The organism is Rhodopseudomonas palustris BisB18 (assembly GCF_000013745.1).
In the GTDB taxonomy this organism is placed as follows: Bacteria; Pseudomonadota; Alphaproteobacteria; order Rhizobiales; family Xanthobacteraceae; genus Rhodopseudomonas_A; species Rhodopseudomonas_A palustris_F.
Map to the genome: position 1 here is coordinate 3,389,007 of NC_007925.1, position 16,670 is coordinate 3,405,676.

Below are 16,670 nucleotides of genomic sequence, written 5' to 3' on the forward strand. Positions count from 1 at the left end.
TCTGATGGAACGTACTCAACTCTTCGACCTGATGGGCGAGCTCAAGCTTTACGGCATGAAGGCCGCCTACGACGAGATCATGACCACGGCAATCAAGCGGCAACACGAACCCCAGCGCATCGTTGGCGATCTGCTCAGTGCCGAGATCAACGAGAAGCAGGCGCGCTCGATCAAATACCAACTTACCATCGCCAAGCTGCCGCTTGCCAAAGACATCGACGGCTTCCTGTTCGACGGCACCCCGATCAACCAGACCCTGGTCAACGACCTGGCCGGCGGCGGCTTCATTGCCCAGCAACGCAACATCGTGCTGATCGGCGGCACCGGCACCGGCAAAACCCATCTGGCCATTGCCATTGCCCGCAGTTGCATCCGCTCCGGCGCCCGCGGCCGGTTTTACAACGTCGTCGATCTCGTCAATCGACTCGAGGCCGAGACCCGTAACGGCAGGCAGGGCCAGATCGCAGAGCATCTCACCCGGATGGATCTCATCGTGCTCGACGAACTCGGCTACCTGCCGTTCGCCCAATCCGGCGGCCAACTCCTGTTCCACCTCGTCAGCCGGCTCTACGAACGGACCTCGATCATCGTCACCACCAACCTGGCATTCGGTGAATGGCCGAGCGTGTTCGGCGACGCCAAGATGACGACTGCGCTGCTCGACCGCCTGACCCATCACTGCGACATCGTTGAGACCGGTAACGACAGTTGGCGATTCAAAAACCGCGACGACGACCAAATCGCCCGCGCTCGCCTCGTCTCCGCAACCCCGACCAGCTCCGACGAGGCGAGCGCTACCGCCCAGACCCGTCGCCCAAGGGGGTCAAAATTGGACGCCGATGCGGGGTCAAATTTGAACGCCGATTGACATTCCGGAGCGTCGATGTCGCGCGCGGTAAGCTCGTCATTCATGTCCTTGGAAGTCCTCGCTGATGAGAAGATAAGTTCTGCGCCCTCGGATTATCCCCGCCGGCCTCGCGGCCCGTTTCGCAGGAACGACTTCGCGGTGCGCGTCATCGATGTGGCGCGATCATGCCATGCGCGCTTTGTGCTCGTCGACTGCGACCCCCGCCTCGATCAACTCCTTGACCAGACGTCTCCTCCATCCGCCGTATTCGTCGAAGTTCTCCCAGACCATCCCGATGATGTCCGAAGGCAGCTCCACATGACCGCGCTTCAGCGCGCAGACGTGTGACCGGCCGAGCCTACCGATAAAGTAGCCCCACTCGAGTATGACGTTCTGGCGGGCGCGCCATCACCCCCCTGGGGGCTGTAGTCATCGGGCGAAAGCAGGACGACGGCGTAGCCGACATCAGCATTTCGTTCGAACTTTTCAATGATCGTTTTCCCGGCATTCACTTGGTCAGCCAGAATGACTGGCTCCAGACCGATGGCCATCAGAAAGTTGGAAACGGAGAGCTTCATGTTGTCGTCGTGGCCGTGCACAATGAAGACTCGCTTCGAACGCTCTAGTTGGGCCTCTGGCGCCCATAGAGACTGCTGGCTTTTCATCGGCGCCGCTGGTCTTCTTTCTACGAAACCGTCGCGCATGCTGATGACATCCTCGCCGGACTCGGTCACGTCATTGAGGCTGCCATCGCGCGACGACGCGAGTTTGAAGGCCTCGCGTTCCCTCTCGCCGATATTCACCTGTATGCCGCTTCGATAGTGCTCGCCTGCTCGCGCGACGATGGCTGTTTGCAGTGGGATGCCTTCGGGGGTGCGGACCTCGGGATTTTGCAATGCGTAAGTGGCCAGGGACGTTGCCCGCGCCAACAGCCCTGAACCCAATCCGGCGTCTGTATGCTGAAGATCGTACTCCAGACGAAGGGCTTCGAAGCCCGAGTGACCTTCGGCCTTCAACATGTTGGCTGCAGCGATCACGGTTGCACGGGAGGGGAACGGCGGAAGCCTCTTGACTTGGACCTGGTCGACCACAATGCCCTCCTACGTGTCATAAATGACATATTCACACAGCACTGGTAGTTTGACCAAGCAACGCCGCAACAAGTCCTGCCTAGGCGAAAGTTTACGGACGTCCGCTTTCAGCGCTCATTCCCTACAAGCCGCCGGTCCGCTCGCGGCCCCATCCCGGACGTAACAGTCTAGCTTAGGAAATGCCAAAAAAGTCGGGCACTTCGAACTTTGCCTGTAGAGTGACAATTACGATGGCCGGTCGGCGACAACTAGGATGGCCGGTTTTGGCGGTCGCCTCTGAAGCGATTTGAGGGTGCAAGGAGTTGAGCAACGACGCAAGATCTAATTGGCGCGATTGCGACGATTAGATCGTTTTGGTTACAGGCTTTTGCTTTGAGTTTTCCGAGGCCTTCCGATCGGTCATTCGCGTGACTGCGGCCTTGCGACGATAACTGTCGGTGTTCATTTCCAGAATGACGGCGTGGTGCACGAGGCGGTCGATGGCGGCCACGGTCATTGCCTTGTCGGGGAAGATTTCCTCCCAGCCCCCGAATGGCTGATTAGCTGTAATGAGCAAGCTGCGACGCTCGTAACGGGCGGAGATGAGTTCGAAGAGCACGCTGGTTTCGGCCTGATCCTTGCGGACGTAAGAGAGGTCATCGAGGATGAGCAGGTCGTATTTGTCGAGCTTTTCCATGACGTTTTGCAGCGTTAGATCGCGGCGAGCGGCCTGAAGTCGTTGCACCATGTCGGTCGTGCGGGTGAACAGAACACGATAGCCGTTTTCGATGAGAGCCTGGCCGAGAGCTGCGCCGAGATGCGACTTGCCAACGCCTGGCGGGCCAAAGGCCAATAGATTGGCGCCTTTGTCGAGCCAAGAACCGCCGGCCGCGAGCGCGGTGATCTGGCTCTTGTTGATCATCGGGACGGCGGCGAAGTCGAAGGTGGCGAAGCTCTTCCCCGCCGGCAGGTGAGCGTCCTGCATGTTGCGCTGGATTCGACGTTGATAGCGTTCGGCAAGCTCGTGCTCGAGCAAGGCCGCAAGATAGCGAGCGGCCGGCCAGCCTTCGCGGTCTGAACGCTCGGCGAGGTCCGCCCACATTTGGCCGATGGTCGGCAGCCGCAGGGAGGTCAGCAGCATCGGCAGGCGAGCGAGATCGACCGTGATGGGCGCTGGTGTGTTGTCGCGCGTCAGCATGACGACACCTCGCCGTGGACGCTGGACAGCAGCACGTCGTAGATCAACGCGGCCGGCATCGTGACGGCCACCGTGGGCAATGCCGCCCCGCCGTTTTGAGCCGCGGCATCGCGGCTGAACACAGCCCGCAGGGCGTTGGGATCCGGCAGGTGGCCGAGATCGAGCACGCTGTCGATATGCGCGGCGAGTTCTGCTTCGCAACCGCTGCAATAGGCGATGTCGAGCAACGCCACCATGGTGCGACAAGCCCGGTCGATCGGGCCTCGCTCGACCAGCGTGTCCCAGGCCCGGCGGAACGCCGGCCGCGGGAACAGCGCGTCACGCCATACCAGGTTGCGCAAGGCCTGGGGTTTGCGCCGAAGGCTCGGCAGCACGTGCCGGTAGTCGGCGACGTGTCCGCGTTGGGCCCCCCGCGGCACCCGGCCGCGCGGCAGCACGAGCACCTGCGTCGAGCCGAGGAAGCAGTCGAGCCGATCGTCGTAGAGGTGCACCTTGAGGCGATGGCCGATCAAACGCGACGGCACCGTGTAGAACACCTTGCGCAGACAGAACATGCTGGAGGACGTGACCACCACGGCAGCCTCGCTGAAGTCCGTGGTGCGGCGCGGCGGCAGCGCCCGCAGGGCGGCGCGGTCGGCTGCGAAGGCCTGGTCGCGGGCGGCATTGCGTTGGCCGACGATGTCGTCGGTGAATGCCTGATAGGCCACCCGAGTATCGAAGTCACGGCTACCGCGCAGCGTCAGCGCCTGATCGAGCGCCTTCTTGAGGTGGCGATTCGGGCTTTCGATCGAGCCGTTCTCATGACTGACACCGCGATTGTTGCGGGTCGCCGCCATGCCGTAATGGTCACAAAGTTCACGATAGGCGCGCGTGAAGTCCTCCTCCTCCGAGAGGTTCTTGAACGCAGCCGAGAGGCTGTCGGTGCGATGCTCGCGCGGGGCCCCCCCGAGCAGCCAGAGCGCGTTCTGGAGCCCCTCGGCAAGCGCCGAGAAGCTTTCCCCGCCCTCGACCACGCGGGCGTACTCCCACTGCGAATGGGCCAGCGCGAAGTGATAGAAGCGATGCGGAAAGGCGAGCCCAACCATCGTCACACCAAGCTCGCCCGCATCGGTGAAGTCGGAAAGGCCCTGCGCACCGGGCGGATGCTCCTGACGGAAGATGACGTCGCGCTCGGGGCCGGCGAGTGCGCTCCACCGCCGCATGTGGCGCTGCAGGGTTCGCAAATGGCTGTCGGGAAAGCGGCCGGGATGACGCCGCTGCAGCTCGCGCAAAATGGTGATGGCCTGCAGCGACGGCATCGATTGCAGCAGCGGCACGATATCGGCTTCCCAAACGCCGTCGAACGGGTTGGGACGGGTCCGATAACCTCGGGGTGTCTTGCGCTGCGATGGCAAGGTTGGATCGCGATCGATCCGACGAGCCGAGCGTTCGCTGATTCCCGCTTTGGCGGCGGCAGTGTGCTGAGGATGGGTTCGACGATGGTCCATGTACGTTCTCACCTGGTGGTCGTTGAGGTGGCTGCCTGGCACGAACGGCCCTTTCCATTGAGGAAAGAACCGCTTGCACCACCTCAGAAACGACCGCCAGTGACGTCAAATGACCCCACAAAACGGCGCAGCCGGTGTGGCCGGACTCTGGTCGGGCTACGCCCTCCCGCCGTCCGGCCACACCGGCCAAGCTAGTTGTCGTCCGCCGGCCAAGATAATTGTCGTCACACACTTTGCCCGATTCTCAATTGCTGCCCGCACTCTCCGCCGGACGGAAATTGAATACCGCCTAGCCACATGGCTTACGGATGGACCGCGTCCGCTCTCCGTCAGCATTCCCCCTTGCCGCCCATAAATGCCATCGCCGGCGGCAACAGCGTCGGCGCCCGCTTTTGACCGTTCACCCAGGCATCGATCATGTCGGCCCATTCCTGGAACATGTGGCGGCGCTGCGGTTCGTACTCTGCCTTGTTATAGACGCCGCGCGACGAACGCCCGTCCTCGTGGGCGAGGCATTTCTCGATCCAGTCGCTGTTGAAGCCCATCTCATTCAAGAGCGTCGAGCCAGTCCGGCGCAGGTCGTGGACCGTGAACGGCTCCAGCGGCAGCCCCTCCTTCTTCGCCCGCGCCACGACGGCCGTGGTCACGCGATTGAAGGTTGCGCGCGACATGGGGGCGTCGGCGTCATAACGGGACGGCAGCAAGTAGCGCGAATTGCCGGCGCAGGTCTTGAGCGCAATCAGGATGTCGAGCGACTGCTGCGAGAGATAGACGTTGTGCGCCTTCGACCGCTTCATGCGCTCCTTCGGAATGGTCCAGACGGCGTTCTCGAAATCCACCTCGTCCCAGGTGGCGTCCTGCAGTTCGCTCTTCCGCACCATGGTGAGCAGGATCAGGCGCAGGCCAAGCCGGATGGTCGGCAGCGTCGGCACATGCTCGATCTGCTGTAGCATGATCTTGATCTCGGCCGGCGACAGCGCCCGGTCCTTCGGCTGGAAGGTTGCGATCGAAGCTGGCCCCACCTCGTCAGCCGGGTTCGGCACCTTCTCTCCGTGCAGGATGGCGAAGGCGAAGATCTGTTTGACGATGTCGCGGGCGTGGATGGCGGTTGCAGGGGCGCCGCGCTCCTTCACCTTGGCGCAGAGCTGTCGGAGATCGTCCGGCGTCACCTCGGTCAGAAGGCGGTTCTTCCAGGCAGGGAGAATATCGCGATCGAGGATGGCCTTGCGCATCGAGCGGGTGCTTTCCGCCATGCGCGCTTCCTTGATCCATATGCCGCTCACCGCGCCGAAGCTGCGCTCCATGGCCTTGCGCCGCTTGTCGCGCTGTTTCTCGTGAGCCGGAGAAAGTCCCTCCGCCACCTGCTTGCGGGCCGCGATGCAGCGCTCACGCGCTTCGGCGAGCGTGAAGCCATCGGGGCCGTAGGGGCCGATCGTCAGCGTCTCCCGGCGGCCGTTCAGACGGTAGTCGTACCGGAAGGTGATTTGGCCTGTCGTGGCGACGGAAACGTACATACCGTCACGGTCGGCCACCTTGTATAATTTATCCTTTGGTTTCAGCCTCTTGATGGCCATGTCAGTGAGCATGGGGACGGCCTCGTTGACGATCGAAAACGCCTTTTTCGAGGTCAATTTTACCGTCAAATTCGATACCGTCAATCGATGATAATAATCATTATATATCAGTCTATTAGACTGAATTTTGGCGGATAGCTTTGGATTTTTGCCTGACGGTAGGGCTAAAATCCAGCTGACGGCGAAAAACGCATACCGTCGCGCGCACCGTCAGAGCCCATCGCTTAAGGGCGATAGGCTCCGATAGTGAATGCTTGACTTTTTGTTTGATTTCAGCTAGTTATGAAGATATGGCGATAGTTCACGAAGCGCCGCGAACCACATCATTTCATTCCCACTCAATCGTCCCCGGCGGCTTGCTCGTGATATCATACACCACGCGGTTGACGCCCTTGACCTCGTTGATGATCCGGGTCGCGGCGGCGCCGAGGAAGCTCATCTCGAAGCCGTAGAAGTCCGCGGTCATGCCGTCGGTCGAGGTCACCGCGCGCAGCCCGACGACGTATTCATAGGTGCGGCCGTCGCCCATCACGCCGACGGTCTTGACGGGGAGTAGCACCGCGAAGGCCTGCCAGATTTTGTCGTAGAGTCCGGCCTTGCGGATCTGGTCGATATAGACCGCGTCGGCGTTGCGCAAAATCTCCAGCTTCTCCGCGGTGATCTCGCCGGGGCAGCGGATCGCAAGGCCAGGTCCGGGGAACGGATGGCGGCCGACGAACACTTCGGGAAGCCCGAGTTCGCGGCCGAGCACGCGCACCTCGTCCTTGAACAATTCGCGCAGCGGCTCGACCAGCTGCATGTTCATGCGTTCCGGCAGGCCGCCGACATTGTGGTGTGACTTGATCGTCACCGACGGGCCGCCGGTGAACGACACGCTCTCGATCACGTCGGGATAGAGGGTTCCTTGCGCCAGGAAATCGGCGCCGCCGATCATCTTGGCCTCGCCTTCGAACACGTTGATGAACAGCCGGCCGATGGTCTTGCGCTTCAATTCCGGATCGCTGACGCCCTCGAGTTCGCCGAGAAACAGTTTGGCGGCGTCCACATGCACCAAGGGGATGTTGTAGTGGTGGCGGAACAGGTCGACGACGGTCTTGCCCTCGTCCTTGCGCAGCAGGCCGTGGTCGACGAACACGCACGTCAGCTGATCGCCGATCGCCTCATGGATCAGCACCGCGGCAACCGCGCTATCAACGCCGCCGGAAAGCCCGCAGATCACCTTGCCGCTGCCGACCTGGGCGCGGATCTTCTCGATCGCCTCCTCGCGAAACGCACGCATGGTCCAGTCGCCCTTGAGGCCTGCGACCTTGCGCACGAAGTTGCGGATCAGCTTGGCGCCGTCCGGGGTGTGCACCACCTCGGGGTGAAACTGCATGGCGTAGAACTTGCGAGCGTCGTCGGCGATCACCGAGATCGGCGAGCCCGCCGCCTTCGCCACGCCGCGGAAACCCTCCGGCAATTGCGTGACGCGGTCGCCATGGCTCATCCAGACGTCGTATTTTCCGCCCTTCTCCCAGACGCCGTCGAACAGCGCGCAATCGTCGGTGATCTCGATCTGGGCGCGGCCGAATTCGCGGTGATGGCCGCCTTCCACGATGCCGCCGAGCTGCTTGGCCAGCGTCTGCTCGCCGTAGCAGATGCCGAGGATCGGCACGCCGGCGGTGAGGATCGATAGCGGCGCTTGCGGGGCATCGTCGTCCAGCACCGAGGCTGGGCCGCCGGACAGGATCACCGCCTTCGGCTTCATCGCAGCAAAGGCGGCTTCGGCCTTGTTGAACGGCACGATCTCGGAATAGACGCCCTCTTCGCGCACCCGTCGCGCGATCAGCTGCGTCACCTGGGAGCCGAAATCGACGATCAGGATCTTGTCATGCGCCGCGGCGACATGCGGCGACGGATCGACGGGCGAAGCGGAGGTTTTGCTGGGTGCTGTCATGGCAGGGAATTACGCGATGGGGGGCCCGCTCGCAACCCGAAAAGCCGGCCCGCGCCCATAGGAACCGTGTCCCGGACCCGATGCAGCACGCGGTGCTGCTTCGCAGATCCGGGACCCCGGTTCTGCGCCGTCAAAGCCACCGGGGCCCCAGATCAGCAGCGCACCACGCCGCAAGGGCGACGCGCTGCTGATCCGGGGAACACCAAACATGAACCGCAGAGATGTAGGCTGACCGCCCTCTCACCCCGCCTTCTTCATCACGCTGACGAAAAATCCGTCGGTGCCGGTGCGGCGCGGGGTCATCAATAGCCCCTGCTCGGAGACCAGCGCCGCGGCGAGGAACGCCTCGGCCTTGTCCCACAGCACCGCTGCGGTCTGTTCCAGCGGGACCACCGCGAATTCCGGATGCCGCGCCATGAAGGCTGCGATCTGCGCGCCGTTTTCCTGACCCAACACCGAGCAGGTGACGTAGGTAATCCGCCCGCCCGGCTTGACCAGCGGCACCGCGCGGTCGAGCACCGCGACCTGGTCCTTCAGCCGCACCTCGAGCGCGCCCGGCCGCATCCGCCATTTGGCGTCGGGATTGCGGCGCCAGGTGCCGGTTCCGGTGCACGGCGCGTCGATCAGCACCAGATCGGCGGAGCCGCTGATGTCGCTCAAGGTGTCGTTCGGGCCCTTCGGGGTGCGAATGTCGCAATTGTGCACGCCCGCGCGCGACAGCCGTTCGTAGATCGGCGCCAGCTGCCGCTTGTCGTGATCCGTGGCGATCAGCCGGCCCTTGCCCTGCATCATCGCCGCCAGCGCCAAAGTCTTGCCGCCGGCGCCGGCGCACAGATCGATCACCTGCTCGCCGGGCTTGGCGCCGGACAACAGCGCCGCGAGCTGCGAGCCCTCGTCCTGCACCTCGATGCCGCCCTTGATGAAATCCTCCTCGGAGTGGATGCCGGGATTGCGGGCGTCGGCGCCGAGTTCGATCCGCAGCCCGAGCGGCGACCACGGCGTCGCCTTGGCGCCGAGATGCGCCAATGACCCCAGCACCTTGTCGCGCTTGGCCTTCAGCGTATTGACCCGCAGGTCGAGCGGGGCGCGGCTGGCCATCGCGGTGGCCTCGGCGACGCGGTCGTCGCCGAACACCGCGGCGAGTTCGCCGTCGAGCCATTCCGGATAATCGCCGGCGACATGCGGCGGGGCGTCGTCCAGCGTGCGCGAAGTCAGCGCCGTCTGCTCTGCCTCGCTGAGCGGCTCCGGCGCAAAACGGCCGCCGTCGCACAGTGCGGCGATCGCTTCGGCTTCGAGACCACGCTCGAGCTTCAGCATGCCGAGCACCCGGGCGCGCGGGGTGTCGCTGTCCATGATCCAGGCGCTGGAGGCCCGGCGGCGCAGCACGTCCCAGGTCAGGCCGGCGATCGCGGCGCGATCGCCGGAGCCGGCATAGCGGTGCGCGGTGCCCCATTCTTTCAGCGCTTTCGCCGCGGGAACGCGCTGGCTGTCGATCGCGTCGATCAATTCGATGGCTGCGGACAGCCGTGCGGCAGGAGTCATTGCAAACTTTCAAATTCAGGAGGCGCCGAGCGTTATCAGATCAGCAGCAGGATTCGCAGTGCGAAATAGACCCACATCGCCAACAGCACCAGAGCGCCGGACAAATACGCCGGCGAGCGCAAGCCCGCCGCACCGGAGGACACCACCACTCCGGCATGGGCCAGCCGCGTCACCACGAAGACCCAGGACAGCATGACCAGCACCAGATCGATCCGCCGCAGCGGCAGTCCGATCGCGATCAGCACATAGAACAGCACCGCCAGTTGCATCGGATCGACGGTCGGCTCGGTCGTTGCTGCGATCGTGTCGCCGCGCGCGCCGAGCGATCCCCGCCCCGACCACAACAGCATCGCCAGGGTGAGCGCCACCAGCATGAATACCGGCAGCAGAACCATCTGAACTGACATGACGACCTTCCAGGCGGCGGCTGCGCTGCCCGTATAGCGAGCCACCCATCCAATGACAATGAACCCCGCCGACGCGGCGCAAGCTTCGGCAGGGTCACAACCACCCATCGCGGAGCGGGTTCCGTTGCAGGCGCTCAGAGCCGCGGCGCGCGCCTCCGGACGGCGATCATACACAAGCCTGTCGAGCGGATCAGCGGCGGGCGAGCCGCGCTCAGCCGAAGCGGCGCACGCGGTCGCCATGACGCTTCATTATTTCCGCAATGGCTATCCTGCCTTGTCCGCGATCCGCGATCGGATGATCTGAAAGCTCGGGCACGCTCGCGCTCGGCGATGCGCGCCCGAGCGTTGCAGGGTGATTACTTGGTGCCGGAGACGCAGCAGACGCTGTCTTTCGCCGCCGGCGCCGGATTCTTCAGCCAGCAATGCGGCATCTGGCCTTGCCCGGCGCTGCGGACGAAGGTCCAGGCCATGCAACTGGAGTTGGCCTGGCAGGCGCCCTGGCAGTTTTCCGGCAGGCTGTTCGCCGGCAGCACGAAGTTGGCGATGTCGGCACCCATGCGGTCCTTGCCATACTCGACGGTTTGGCCGAAGGCCGGTGCAATCAACAAAGCAAGCGCAGAAACAATCAACGGGATCTTCATTTCACAACCCTCCAATGCATCGGTGGATAATGCTCGCTATAGTAGTATATTTTAGAAAATACGACTTGCAACCCGGACGATTAAATAGTTTCGCCACGACTCTTAGATGAGGCCTGACCATCAAGCCGACGCTTCGGCGCGGACCGGCGACTGGTCGCCTGCGCGAGCTACGCTGTGCAGATCGCCGGATCGATCGCCTGGCTGCTCGCCGGCGGTGACAACCTGCCGCTGCTGCTGGCCGGCGTGGTGCTGTTCGGCGCCGGGATCGGCAACGCCACTTCGCTGCCGCCGCTGATCGCCCAGGTCGAGTTCGCGCCAAGCGACGTATCGCGCGTGGTGCCGCTGATCGTCGCCATCGCGCAGGCGAGCTATGCCTTCGCTCCGGCGGCGTTCGGACTGTTGCGCGAGTTTGCGCCAAGCGCGACGGCGGCGGGTGCCGCGCCCGCGCTGTTCATCGCCGCGGCCCTGATCCAGACGCTGGCGATCGGCGCCTTGCTCGCCGGACGCCGATGCCGCAGCTCAGGCGACGCGCGCGGACATCGCGCCGCCGCCTGAGCATTGACGTCTCAGCTGTTGTCCGGCCCGACCCGCACCAACTGCTTGCCAAAATTGGCGCCCTTCAACAGCCCGATGAAGGCCTCGGGCGCGCTCGCCAGTCCTTCGGTGACGAATTCGCGGTGCTTGATCTTGCCGTCGCGCAGCCAATGCGACATGTCGCGCAGGAAATCGCCGTGCAACGCGGCAAAATCCGACACGATGAAGCCGCGGAAATTCAGCCGCTTCACCAGGATCGCCCGCATGATCGAATTGGCCCATTTCGGCGTCGGCGTGTCGCCATCGTAGATCGTGTTGTAGTCGGCGATCAGCCCGCACACCGGGATCCGCGCGAACGGATTGAGCCGCGGAAACACCGCCTCGAACACCGCGCCGCCGACATTCTCGAAATACACGTCGATGCCTTTCGGGCAGGCCTCTTTGAGCCTGGCGGCGAGATCGGGTTCGCGATGGTCGAGGCAGGCGTCGAAGCCGAGTTCGTTGACCACGTAGTCGCATTTCTCACGGCCGCCGGCGATGCCGACCGCGTGCGCGCCCTTGATCCTGGCGATCTGCCCCACCGCGGAGCCGACCGCGCCGGAGGCGGCTGCGACCACCACGGTCTCGCCGGCCTTGGGCTTGCCGATTTCGAGAAGCCCGGTGTAGGCGGTCATGCCGGGCATGCCGAGCACGCCGACCGCGGTGGAGATCGGCGCCAGTTTCGGATCGACCTTGCGCAGCCCCTTGCCGTCGGACAGCGCGTGGCTCTGCCAGCCGGAATGCGCCAGCACGAAATCGCCCTTGGCGAAGCCAGGATGGTGCGAGGCGATCACCTCGGCCACGGTGCCGCCGTCCATCACGCCATCGACCGGCACCGGCGCCGCATAGGACGGCCCGTCGCTCATCCGGCCGCGCATATAGGGATCGAGCGACAGATAGATGGTGCGCAGCAGCAGCTGGCCGTCTCCGGGCGTCGGCACCGGAAATCCCTCAAGGCGGAAATTCGCCGGTGTCGGCTCGCCCTGCGGACGGGAGGCCAGGACGATGCGGGAAGCGGATTGGGACATGACGGTTTCCTCGGTTTCTTGTTGTAGCGCGCAATGTCTAACCGAGGATCGCGACGATAGCTATTCAGCAGCGCCGCTTTCGCCGGCCGCGGCCGCCGCGGCCCGGCTGTGTTTCGGATACCAGGTGGTGAATTTGCTCGCGGCCACCATCGCCGCGACGATGATGCTGATCCCAACCCAGTGCGGCCAAGTGGTCAGATAGAGCAGGATCAGGTCGGCGCCGACCACGACCGCAAAGGCCAACGCCCACACCGCGGTGATGAGATAGTTGCTGCGCACGAAGGACGGGTTGGCCCACCGCTCCTTCTCAGTATGCTCGCGGGCATATTGCAAGGTGAACGGCTTGCCGATGGCGATCGACACCAGGACGATCAGCAGCAATCCGCCGTCGACCCGCAGCCGCACGCCCATCAGCGACCAGTCCGGATTGCCCAGCGACGCGTACAGCGCCATGCCGCCGAACAGCAGCGCGGTGCCGAGGTCGAGGATCTTCGGCGTTTCGCGGCGGATCACCACACCACGGATCAGCAGCGCCAGCGCCACCAGCGCCGCGGCGATCAGGCCTTCGGTGGCGCCGCCGAACCGGTCGACCAGGGCGAACACGAAGAACGGCGCCAGAGCGAGCAGAATTCCCATTTGCTTTCCAATCAAATCAAGCCGTAGTGCCCTCCTTAACGCAACTGCGAGATGTTGCGAAGCGCTTCGGGCGATTGCCTTTAAAATCGGGTAAATCCTCCTACTAACAGGGCGCGACAGAGTAGTTGCCGCGCTGGCGCCGCCTGTTCGGGTGCCACATGATACCGTCTTTCGCCGGCCTAGCCCTGCCCGCGAGATCCCCGGCGCTCCGCGTCAGGGCCGTCGTCGCTGTCGTCGTATCTGCCGCAATATATCGTCGACGAAACTCCGGACCCGGCACACACATCCAAGTAGCACCGCGACCGGTCCAGCAGAGACGGCGCGGCGCGTTCAGCGCGGCCCGTGCGGCCAGGCTGACCTTGGCGCGTTCGTGCGATGGGCCGACGCGCTTCTTGAAGCTGCCTTCAGAAAATCAATCAGCCAGCAATCAACCAGCGCGCCGAACGGCGCACAACAGGGACGAACGCCATGTATCAGCAAGCCTTGGAGAAGGTTTCCGCGCAGCTGTTGATCCGCGACCGCTATGACAATTTCATCGGCGGGCAATGGGCAAGAAGTTGTGCGAAGTGCCGCGCTCCTCCGCGGCCGATATCGAACTCGCGCTCGACAACGGCAAGCCGATCCGCGAAACCACTTACGCCGACATGCCGCTGGTGATCGATCACTGGTGCTATTTCGCCAGCGTGTTGCGGGCGCAGGAAGGCGCGACCTCGGAGATCGACGCTGACACCGTGGCCTATCATTTCCAGGAGCCGCTCGGCGTGGTCGGGCAGATCATTCCGTGGAATTTCCCGATCCTCATGGCGACCTGGAAACTGGGGCCGGCGCTCGCCGCCGGCAACTGCGTGGTATTGAAGCCGGCCGAGCAGACCCTGCTCGGCATTCTCGTGGTGATGGAATTGATCGCCGATCTGCTGCCGCCCGGCGTCGTCAACATCGTCAACGGCTTCGGCATCGAGGCCGGCAAGCCCTTGGCGCAGAGCAATACCAGAGCACGAAGAACATTCTGGTCAGCTATTCGGCGAAGGCCTTGGGATTTTTCCAAAAGGTCGCGGATCGAAAGCCGCCAGCGCTGCTCGATGCGTCTCGCAACTACGCGACCGTTATCCCGGGGCACGAGCGGCGTGAGCCGCGAGTGAGCCCGGGATCCATCCCCCCGCAGGGAATATGTTTCCGAACTTGCTCGTTCTTGCGAACTCGCAATCCGCAAGGCGGCCTCGTTTTAAACCCCAGCAGGCGCAAGTTGCCCAGCGCCTGCTGTTGTCTGAAAGCGGTCCTGAAGTCGCTCCGTCGGAGCGCGGCGACCCCAAAGCCCGCGCAAACCTCACACCCCGCCCGGGTAGTTCGGGCTTTCGCGGGTGATCGTCACGTCGTGGACGTGGCTTTCGCGCAGGCCCGCGCCGGTGATGCGGACGAACTGCGCCTTGTCGTGAAACTCGCCGAGGTCTTTGGCGCCGACATAGCCCATCGCCGCGCGCAACCCGCCGGCGAGCTGATGCACCACATTGCCGACCGGACCCTTGTACGGCACCTGGCCCTCGATGCCTTCCGGCACCAGCTTCAAGGTGTCCTTGATGTCCTGCTGGAAGTAGCGATCCGCCGAGCCGCGCGACATCGCGCCGACCGAACCCATGCCGCGATAGGCCTTGTAGGAGCGGCCCTGCCACAAGAACACTTCGCCGGGGGTCTCGTCGGTGCCGGCGAGCAGCGAGCCGACCATCGCGATGTCGGCGCCGGCCGCCAGCGCCTTGGCGAGATCGCCGGAATATTTGATGCCGCCGTCGGCGATCACCGGAATGTTGGCGACCTTGGCGGCTTCCACCGCGTCCATGATCGCGGTGAGCTGCGGCACGCCGACGCCGGCGACGATCCGCGTGGTGCAGATCGAGCCCGGGCCGATGCCGACCTTGATGGCGTCGGCGCCGGCGTCGATCAAAGCCTGCGCGCCTTCCTTGGTGGCGATATTGCCGGCGATCACCTGCACCGCGTTGGACAGCCGCTTGATGCGGTTGACGGCGTCGAGCACCCGCGAGGAATGGCCGTGCGCGGTGTCGACCACGATGACGTCGACGCCGGCCTCGATCAAAGCCTCGGTGCGCTCGAAGCCGCCCTCGCCGACCGTAGTGGCGGCGGCGACCCGAAGCCGACCTTGCGAGTCCTTGCAGGCCAGCGGATGCGCGACCGCCTTTTCCATATCCTTGACGGTGATCAGGCCGACGCAGCGATATTGCTCGTCGACCACCAGCAGCTTCTCGATGCGGTGCTGGTGCAGCATCCGCTTGGCTTCGGCCTGGCTGACGCCCTCGCGCACGGTGACCAGATTCTCGTGCGTCATCAGCTCGGAGATTTTCTGGTTCGGATCGGTGGCGAAACGGACGTCGCGGTTGGTCAGGATGCCGACCAGCTTGCCGGGGACGCCCTTGCTGGCGCCGGTGACCACCGGAATGCCGGAAAAGCCGTGCGCGCTCATCAGCGCCAGCGCTTCGCCGAGCAGCGCGTCCGGACCGATGGTCAAGGGGTTCACCACCATGCCGGATTCGTATTTCTTGACTTGGCGGACCTGGGCGGCCTGGCCGTCGACGTCGAAATTGCGGTGGATCACCCCGATGCCGCCGGCCTGCGCCATGGCGATCGCCATCCGCGCCTCGGTCACGGTGTCCATCGCCGAAGCAATGATCGGGATATTCAGCGGGATCGCGCGGGTGAGGAACGAACGGATGTCGGCTTCGGAGGGCAGGATGTCGGACGGTCCCGGCTTCAGCAGCACGTCATCGAACGTGTACGCTTCGCGAAAACCAGATCCTTGCACAAACGCCATTGCCAACTCCGTTCAGCGGCCGATTTGCCGCGCTGGAACCTTGAGGATGAAAAGCCCGTTCGGCGACGCCATCGGCATCGCCGTCGAATCGAGCCCATCGGTGGGGTTGGCGGTGGTCGATAGCATGGTGCCGGCGCAATTCAAAGGTTTTGTGCCGATTATCCCGGCTTCGTGAGCGATTTAAGGAGCGCGCCGCGTTGGGGCAGATCTCACTCGATCAAAAGATCGATCGGCACGCCGAGAGCGCGGGCAAATTTCATCTGCAATTCCGCTGGCCCCTTTCGCCGCCCGGTCTCAATTTCGGACAGATAATTCTGGCTGATGCCGACCGCCACGGCCAACTCGTCCTGGATCATGTCGCGCCATTCCCGGATCACGCGGATCGCGTTGTCGCCCTTGGCGAGCCGATCAGCCACGGCTTTCGGCAACGCCACTTCGCGGCCCTCCTTGAGCGCACGTTTGGAACTGCGGACGATGTCGCTCGCTGCGGAATCTTCTTCAGCTTCGGCCGCGAGGGCAACCAGTCGCTCATAATCGGTGCGCGACAGCACCGCGAGATCGCCTCCAGGTGCGTGAATGAACTGAACATTGCTTTTGAGCGAACCGGTTTTGGCCAATCTGTCCTCTCAGTCGTAAATATCGCGGCGATGTCCAACCGCGTGAATTGTGATGACGTCGCCATCGAGCGTGAACAACACGCGCCAGTCGCCGGCGCGCAACCGCATGCCGGAGACACCCTTGAGGGCTTTGACGTCACCGTGACCGGTTTCCGCAAAGGCCGTCAACTTGAGATCGATCTGTTCACGCGCAACGGAACTGAGCTTGCGCCATTGGCGGACTGCGGCAGACGTGAACGCAATCTCTTTCACACCCGACAATATCGCGCAATGCGATACTCAGTCAATTCTCATAT

Annotated in this window: 18 protein-coding genes and 1 pseudogene; 5 read left to right on the top strand and 14 right to left on the bottom strand. The window is 63.7% G+C overall.

Features of this window, described 5'->3' with window-relative positions; all coding sequences use genetic code 11:
- The first annotated feature begins 4 nt into the window (after nucleotides 1–4).
- A complete protein-coding gene (gene istB, locus RPC_RS15320; protein WP_011473484.1) occupies nucleotides 5–868 on the top strand; it encodes an IS21-like element helper ATPase IstB in 864 nt (287 codons plus the stop codon).
- A 162-nt stretch (nucleotides 869–1,030) separates the two neighbouring features.
- On the opposite strand, the gene RPC_RS25545 is transcribed toward istB (RPC_RS15320), so the two are convergent.
- The 8 genes from RPC_RS25545 to RPC_RS15355 all read right to left on the bottom strand — a co-directional run bounded on the left by RPC_RS25545 (nucleotide 1,031) and on the right by RPC_RS15355 (nucleotide 10,061).
- The gene (locus RPC_RS25545) at nucleotides 1,031–1,234 is read right to left on the bottom strand and encodes a TIR domain-containing protein (protein WP_080507345.1); all 204 of its coding nucleotides are present in this window, start codon (nucleotides 1,232–1,234) and stop codon (nucleotides 1,031–1,033) included.
- Nucleotides 1,177–1,938, bottom strand: a complete 762-nt coding sequence (locus tag RPC_RS25105) for a TIR domain-containing protein (protein ID WP_011473496.1) — start codon at nucleotides 1,936–1,938, stop codon at nucleotides 1,177–1,179. The genes RPC_RS25545 and RPC_RS25105 overlap by 58 nt, the downstream gene beginning before the upstream one ends.
- A 343-nt stretch (nucleotides 1,939–2,281) precedes the next feature.
- Nucleotides 2,282–3,115: an IS21-like element helper ATPase IstB gene (istB, locus tag RPC_RS15330; RefSeq protein ID WP_011471086.1), complete on the bottom strand. Its 834-nt coding sequence runs from the start codon at nucleotides 3,113–3,115 to the stop codon at nucleotides 2,282–2,284.
- Nucleotides 3,109–4,602, bottom strand: coding sequence for an IS21 family transposase (istA, locus tag RPC_RS15335; RefSeq protein WP_011471085.1), 1,494 nt, complete (start codon nucleotides 4,600–4,602; stop codon nucleotides 3,109–3,111). Before istA ends, istB (RPC_RS15330) begins: the two co-directional genes overlap by 7 nt.
- 329 nt (nucleotides 4,603–4,931) lie before the next feature.
- A complete protein-coding gene (locus RPC_RS15340; protein WP_011473497.1) occupies nucleotides 4,932–6,188 on the bottom strand; it encodes a tyrosine-type recombinase/integrase in 1,257 nt (418 codons plus the stop codon).
- A 316-nt stretch (nucleotides 6,189–6,504) separates the two neighbouring features.
- A complete protein-coding gene (guaA, locus tag RPC_RS15345) occupies nucleotides 6,505–8,112 on the bottom strand; it encodes a glutamine-hydrolyzing GMP synthase (RefSeq protein ID WP_011473498.1) in 1,608 nt (535 codons plus the stop codon).
- Nucleotides 8,113–8,352: 240 nt separating this feature from the next.
- Nucleotides 8,353–9,654: an RsmB/NOP family class I SAM-dependent RNA methyltransferase gene (locus RPC_RS15350; protein WP_011473499.1), complete on the bottom strand. Its 1,302-nt coding sequence runs from the start codon at nucleotides 9,652–9,654 to the stop codon at nucleotides 8,353–8,355.
- A gap of 35 nt (nucleotides 9,655–9,689) precedes the next feature.
- A complete protein-coding gene (locus RPC_RS15355; protein WP_011473500.1) occupies nucleotides 9,690–10,061 on the bottom strand; it encodes an MAPEG family protein in 372 nt (123 codons plus the stop codon).
- A 52-nt stretch (nucleotides 10,062–10,113) separates the two neighbouring features.
- Between RPC_RS15355 and RPC_RS15360 the strand changes: the two genes are divergently transcribed.
- Complete coding sequence (locus RPC_RS15360; RefSeq protein ID WP_157043226.1) at nucleotides 10,114–10,365, top strand: hypothetical protein; 252 nt, start codon at nucleotides 10,114–10,116, stop codon at nucleotides 10,363–10,365.
- A gap of 52 nt (nucleotides 10,366–10,417) precedes the next feature.
- Here the strand turns inward: RPC_RS15360 and RPC_RS15365 are convergent, their stop codons facing one another.
- Complete coding sequence (locus tag RPC_RS15365) at nucleotides 10,418–10,702, bottom strand: PAN domain-containing protein (protein WP_011473501.1); 285 nt, start codon at nucleotides 10,700–10,702, stop codon at nucleotides 10,418–10,420.
- Nucleotides 10,703–10,876: 174 nt separating this feature from the next.
- Here RPC_RS15365 and RPC_RS15370 point away from each other — a divergent pair, with 174 nt between their 5' ends.
- A complete protein-coding gene (locus RPC_RS15370) occupies nucleotides 10,877–11,257 on the top strand; it encodes a hypothetical protein (protein WP_041801901.1) in 381 nt (126 codons plus the stop codon).
- Between the two features lie 11 nt (nucleotides 11,258–11,268).
- On the opposite strand, the gene RPC_RS15375 is transcribed toward RPC_RS15370, so the two are convergent.
- On the bottom strand, nucleotides 11,269–12,303 hold the full coding sequence (locus RPC_RS15375; RefSeq protein WP_011473502.1) for an NADP-dependent oxidoreductase: 1,035 nt from the start codon (nucleotides 12,301–12,303) through the stop codon (nucleotides 11,269–11,271).
- Between the two features lie 60 nt (nucleotides 12,304–12,363).
- The gene (locus tag RPC_RS15380) at nucleotides 12,364–12,939 is read right to left on the bottom strand and encodes a hypothetical protein (protein WP_011473503.1); all 576 of its coding nucleotides are present in this window, start codon (nucleotides 12,937–12,939) and stop codon (nucleotides 12,364–12,366) included.
- Nucleotides 12,940–13,407: 468 nt separating this feature from the next.
- Here RPC_RS15380 and RPC_RS15385 point away from each other — a divergent pair.
- A pseudogene (locus RPC_RS15385) lies at nucleotides 13,408–13,946 on the top strand (aldehyde dehydrogenase family protein); the annotation flags it as partial.
- 317 nt (nucleotides 13,947–14,263) lie between these two features.
- Here RPC_RS15385 and guaB read toward each other — a convergent pair.
- The gene (gene guaB, locus RPC_RS15390) at nucleotides 14,264–15,757 is read right to left on the bottom strand and encodes an IMP dehydrogenase (RefSeq protein WP_011473504.1); all 1,494 of its coding nucleotides are present in this window, start codon (nucleotides 15,755–15,757) and stop codon (nucleotides 14,264–14,266) included.
- Nucleotides 15,758–15,803: 46 nt separating this feature from the next.
- Here guaB and RPC_RS26845 point away from each other — a divergent pair, with 46 nt between their 5' ends.
- Entirely contained in the window at nucleotides 15,804–15,932 is a 129-nt protein-coding gene (locus RPC_RS26845) for a hypothetical protein (RefSeq protein WP_415914720.1), read from the top strand.
- 34 nt (nucleotides 15,933–15,966) lie between these two features.
- Here RPC_RS26845 and RPC_RS15395 read toward each other — a convergent pair whose 3' ends face one another.
- Both RPC_RS15395 and RPC_RS15400 read right to left on the bottom strand, forming a co-directional pair.
- Nucleotides 15,967–16,374 carry a helix-turn-helix transcriptional regulator gene (locus RPC_RS15395; protein WP_011473505.1) on the bottom strand — a complete coding sequence of 136 codons (408 nt, stop codon included), beginning with the start codon at nucleotides 16,372–16,374 and terminating at the stop codon, nucleotides 15,967–15,969.
- Nucleotides 16,375–16,383: 9 nt separating this feature from the next.
- A complete protein-coding gene (locus tag RPC_RS15400; RefSeq protein WP_041801903.1) occupies nucleotides 16,384–16,626 on the bottom strand; it encodes a type II toxin-antitoxin system RelE family toxin in 243 nt (80 codons plus the stop codon).
- Nucleotides 16,627–16,670 lie beyond the last annotated feature (44 nt).

Bases quoted from the DNA above. Each gene is read 5' to 3' on its own strand.
- guaA (WP_011473498.1), bottom strand. From the start codon at position 8,112: ATGACAGCACCCAGCAAAACCTCCGCTTCGCCCGTCGATCCGTCGCCG.
- RPC_RS26845 (WP_415914720.1), top strand. From the start codon at position 15,804: ATGAAAAGCCCGTTCGGCGACGCCATCGGCATCGCCGTCGAATCGAGC.
- istA (WP_011471085.1), bottom strand. From the start codon at position 4,602: ATGGACCATCGTCGAACCCATCCTCAGCACACTGCCGCCGCCAAAGCG.
- RPC_RS15380 (WP_011473503.1), bottom strand. From the start codon at position 12,939: ATGGGAATTCTGCTCGCTCTGGCGCCGTTCTTCGTGTTCGCCCTGGTC.
- RPC_RS15350 (WP_011473499.1), bottom strand. From the start codon at position 9,654: ATGACTCCTGCCGCACGGCTGTCCGCAGCCATCGAATTGATCGACGCG.
- RPC_RS15355 (WP_011473500.1), bottom strand. From the start codon at position 10,061: ATGTCAGTTCAGATGGTTCTGCTGCCGGTATTCATGCTGGTGGCGCTC.
- RPC_RS15340 (WP_011473497.1), bottom strand. From the start codon at position 6,188: ATGCTCACTGACATGGCCATCAAGAGGCTGAAACCAAAGGATAAATTA.
- RPC_RS15375 (WP_011473502.1), bottom strand. From the start codon at position 12,303: ATGTCCCAATCCGCTTCCCGCATCGTCCTGGCCTCCCGTCCGCAGGGC.
- istB (WP_011473484.1), top strand. From the start codon at position 5: ATGGAACGTACTCAACTCTTCGACCTGATGGGCGAGCTCAAGCTTTAC.
- guaB (WP_011473504.1), bottom strand. From the start codon at position 15,757: ATGGCGTTTGTGCAAGGATCTGGTTTTCGCGAAGCGTACACGTTCGAT.
- RPC_RS15365 (WP_011473501.1), bottom strand. From the start codon at position 10,702: ATGAAGATCCCGTTGATTGTTTCTGCGCTTGCTTTGTTGATTGCACCG.
- RPC_RS15360 (WP_157043226.1), top strand. From the start codon at position 10,114: ATGACAATGAACCCCGCCGACGCGGCGCAAGCTTCGGCAGGGTCACAA.
- istB (WP_011471086.1), bottom strand. From the start codon at position 3,115: ATGCTGACGCGCGACAACACACCAGCGCCCATCACGGTCGATCTCGCT.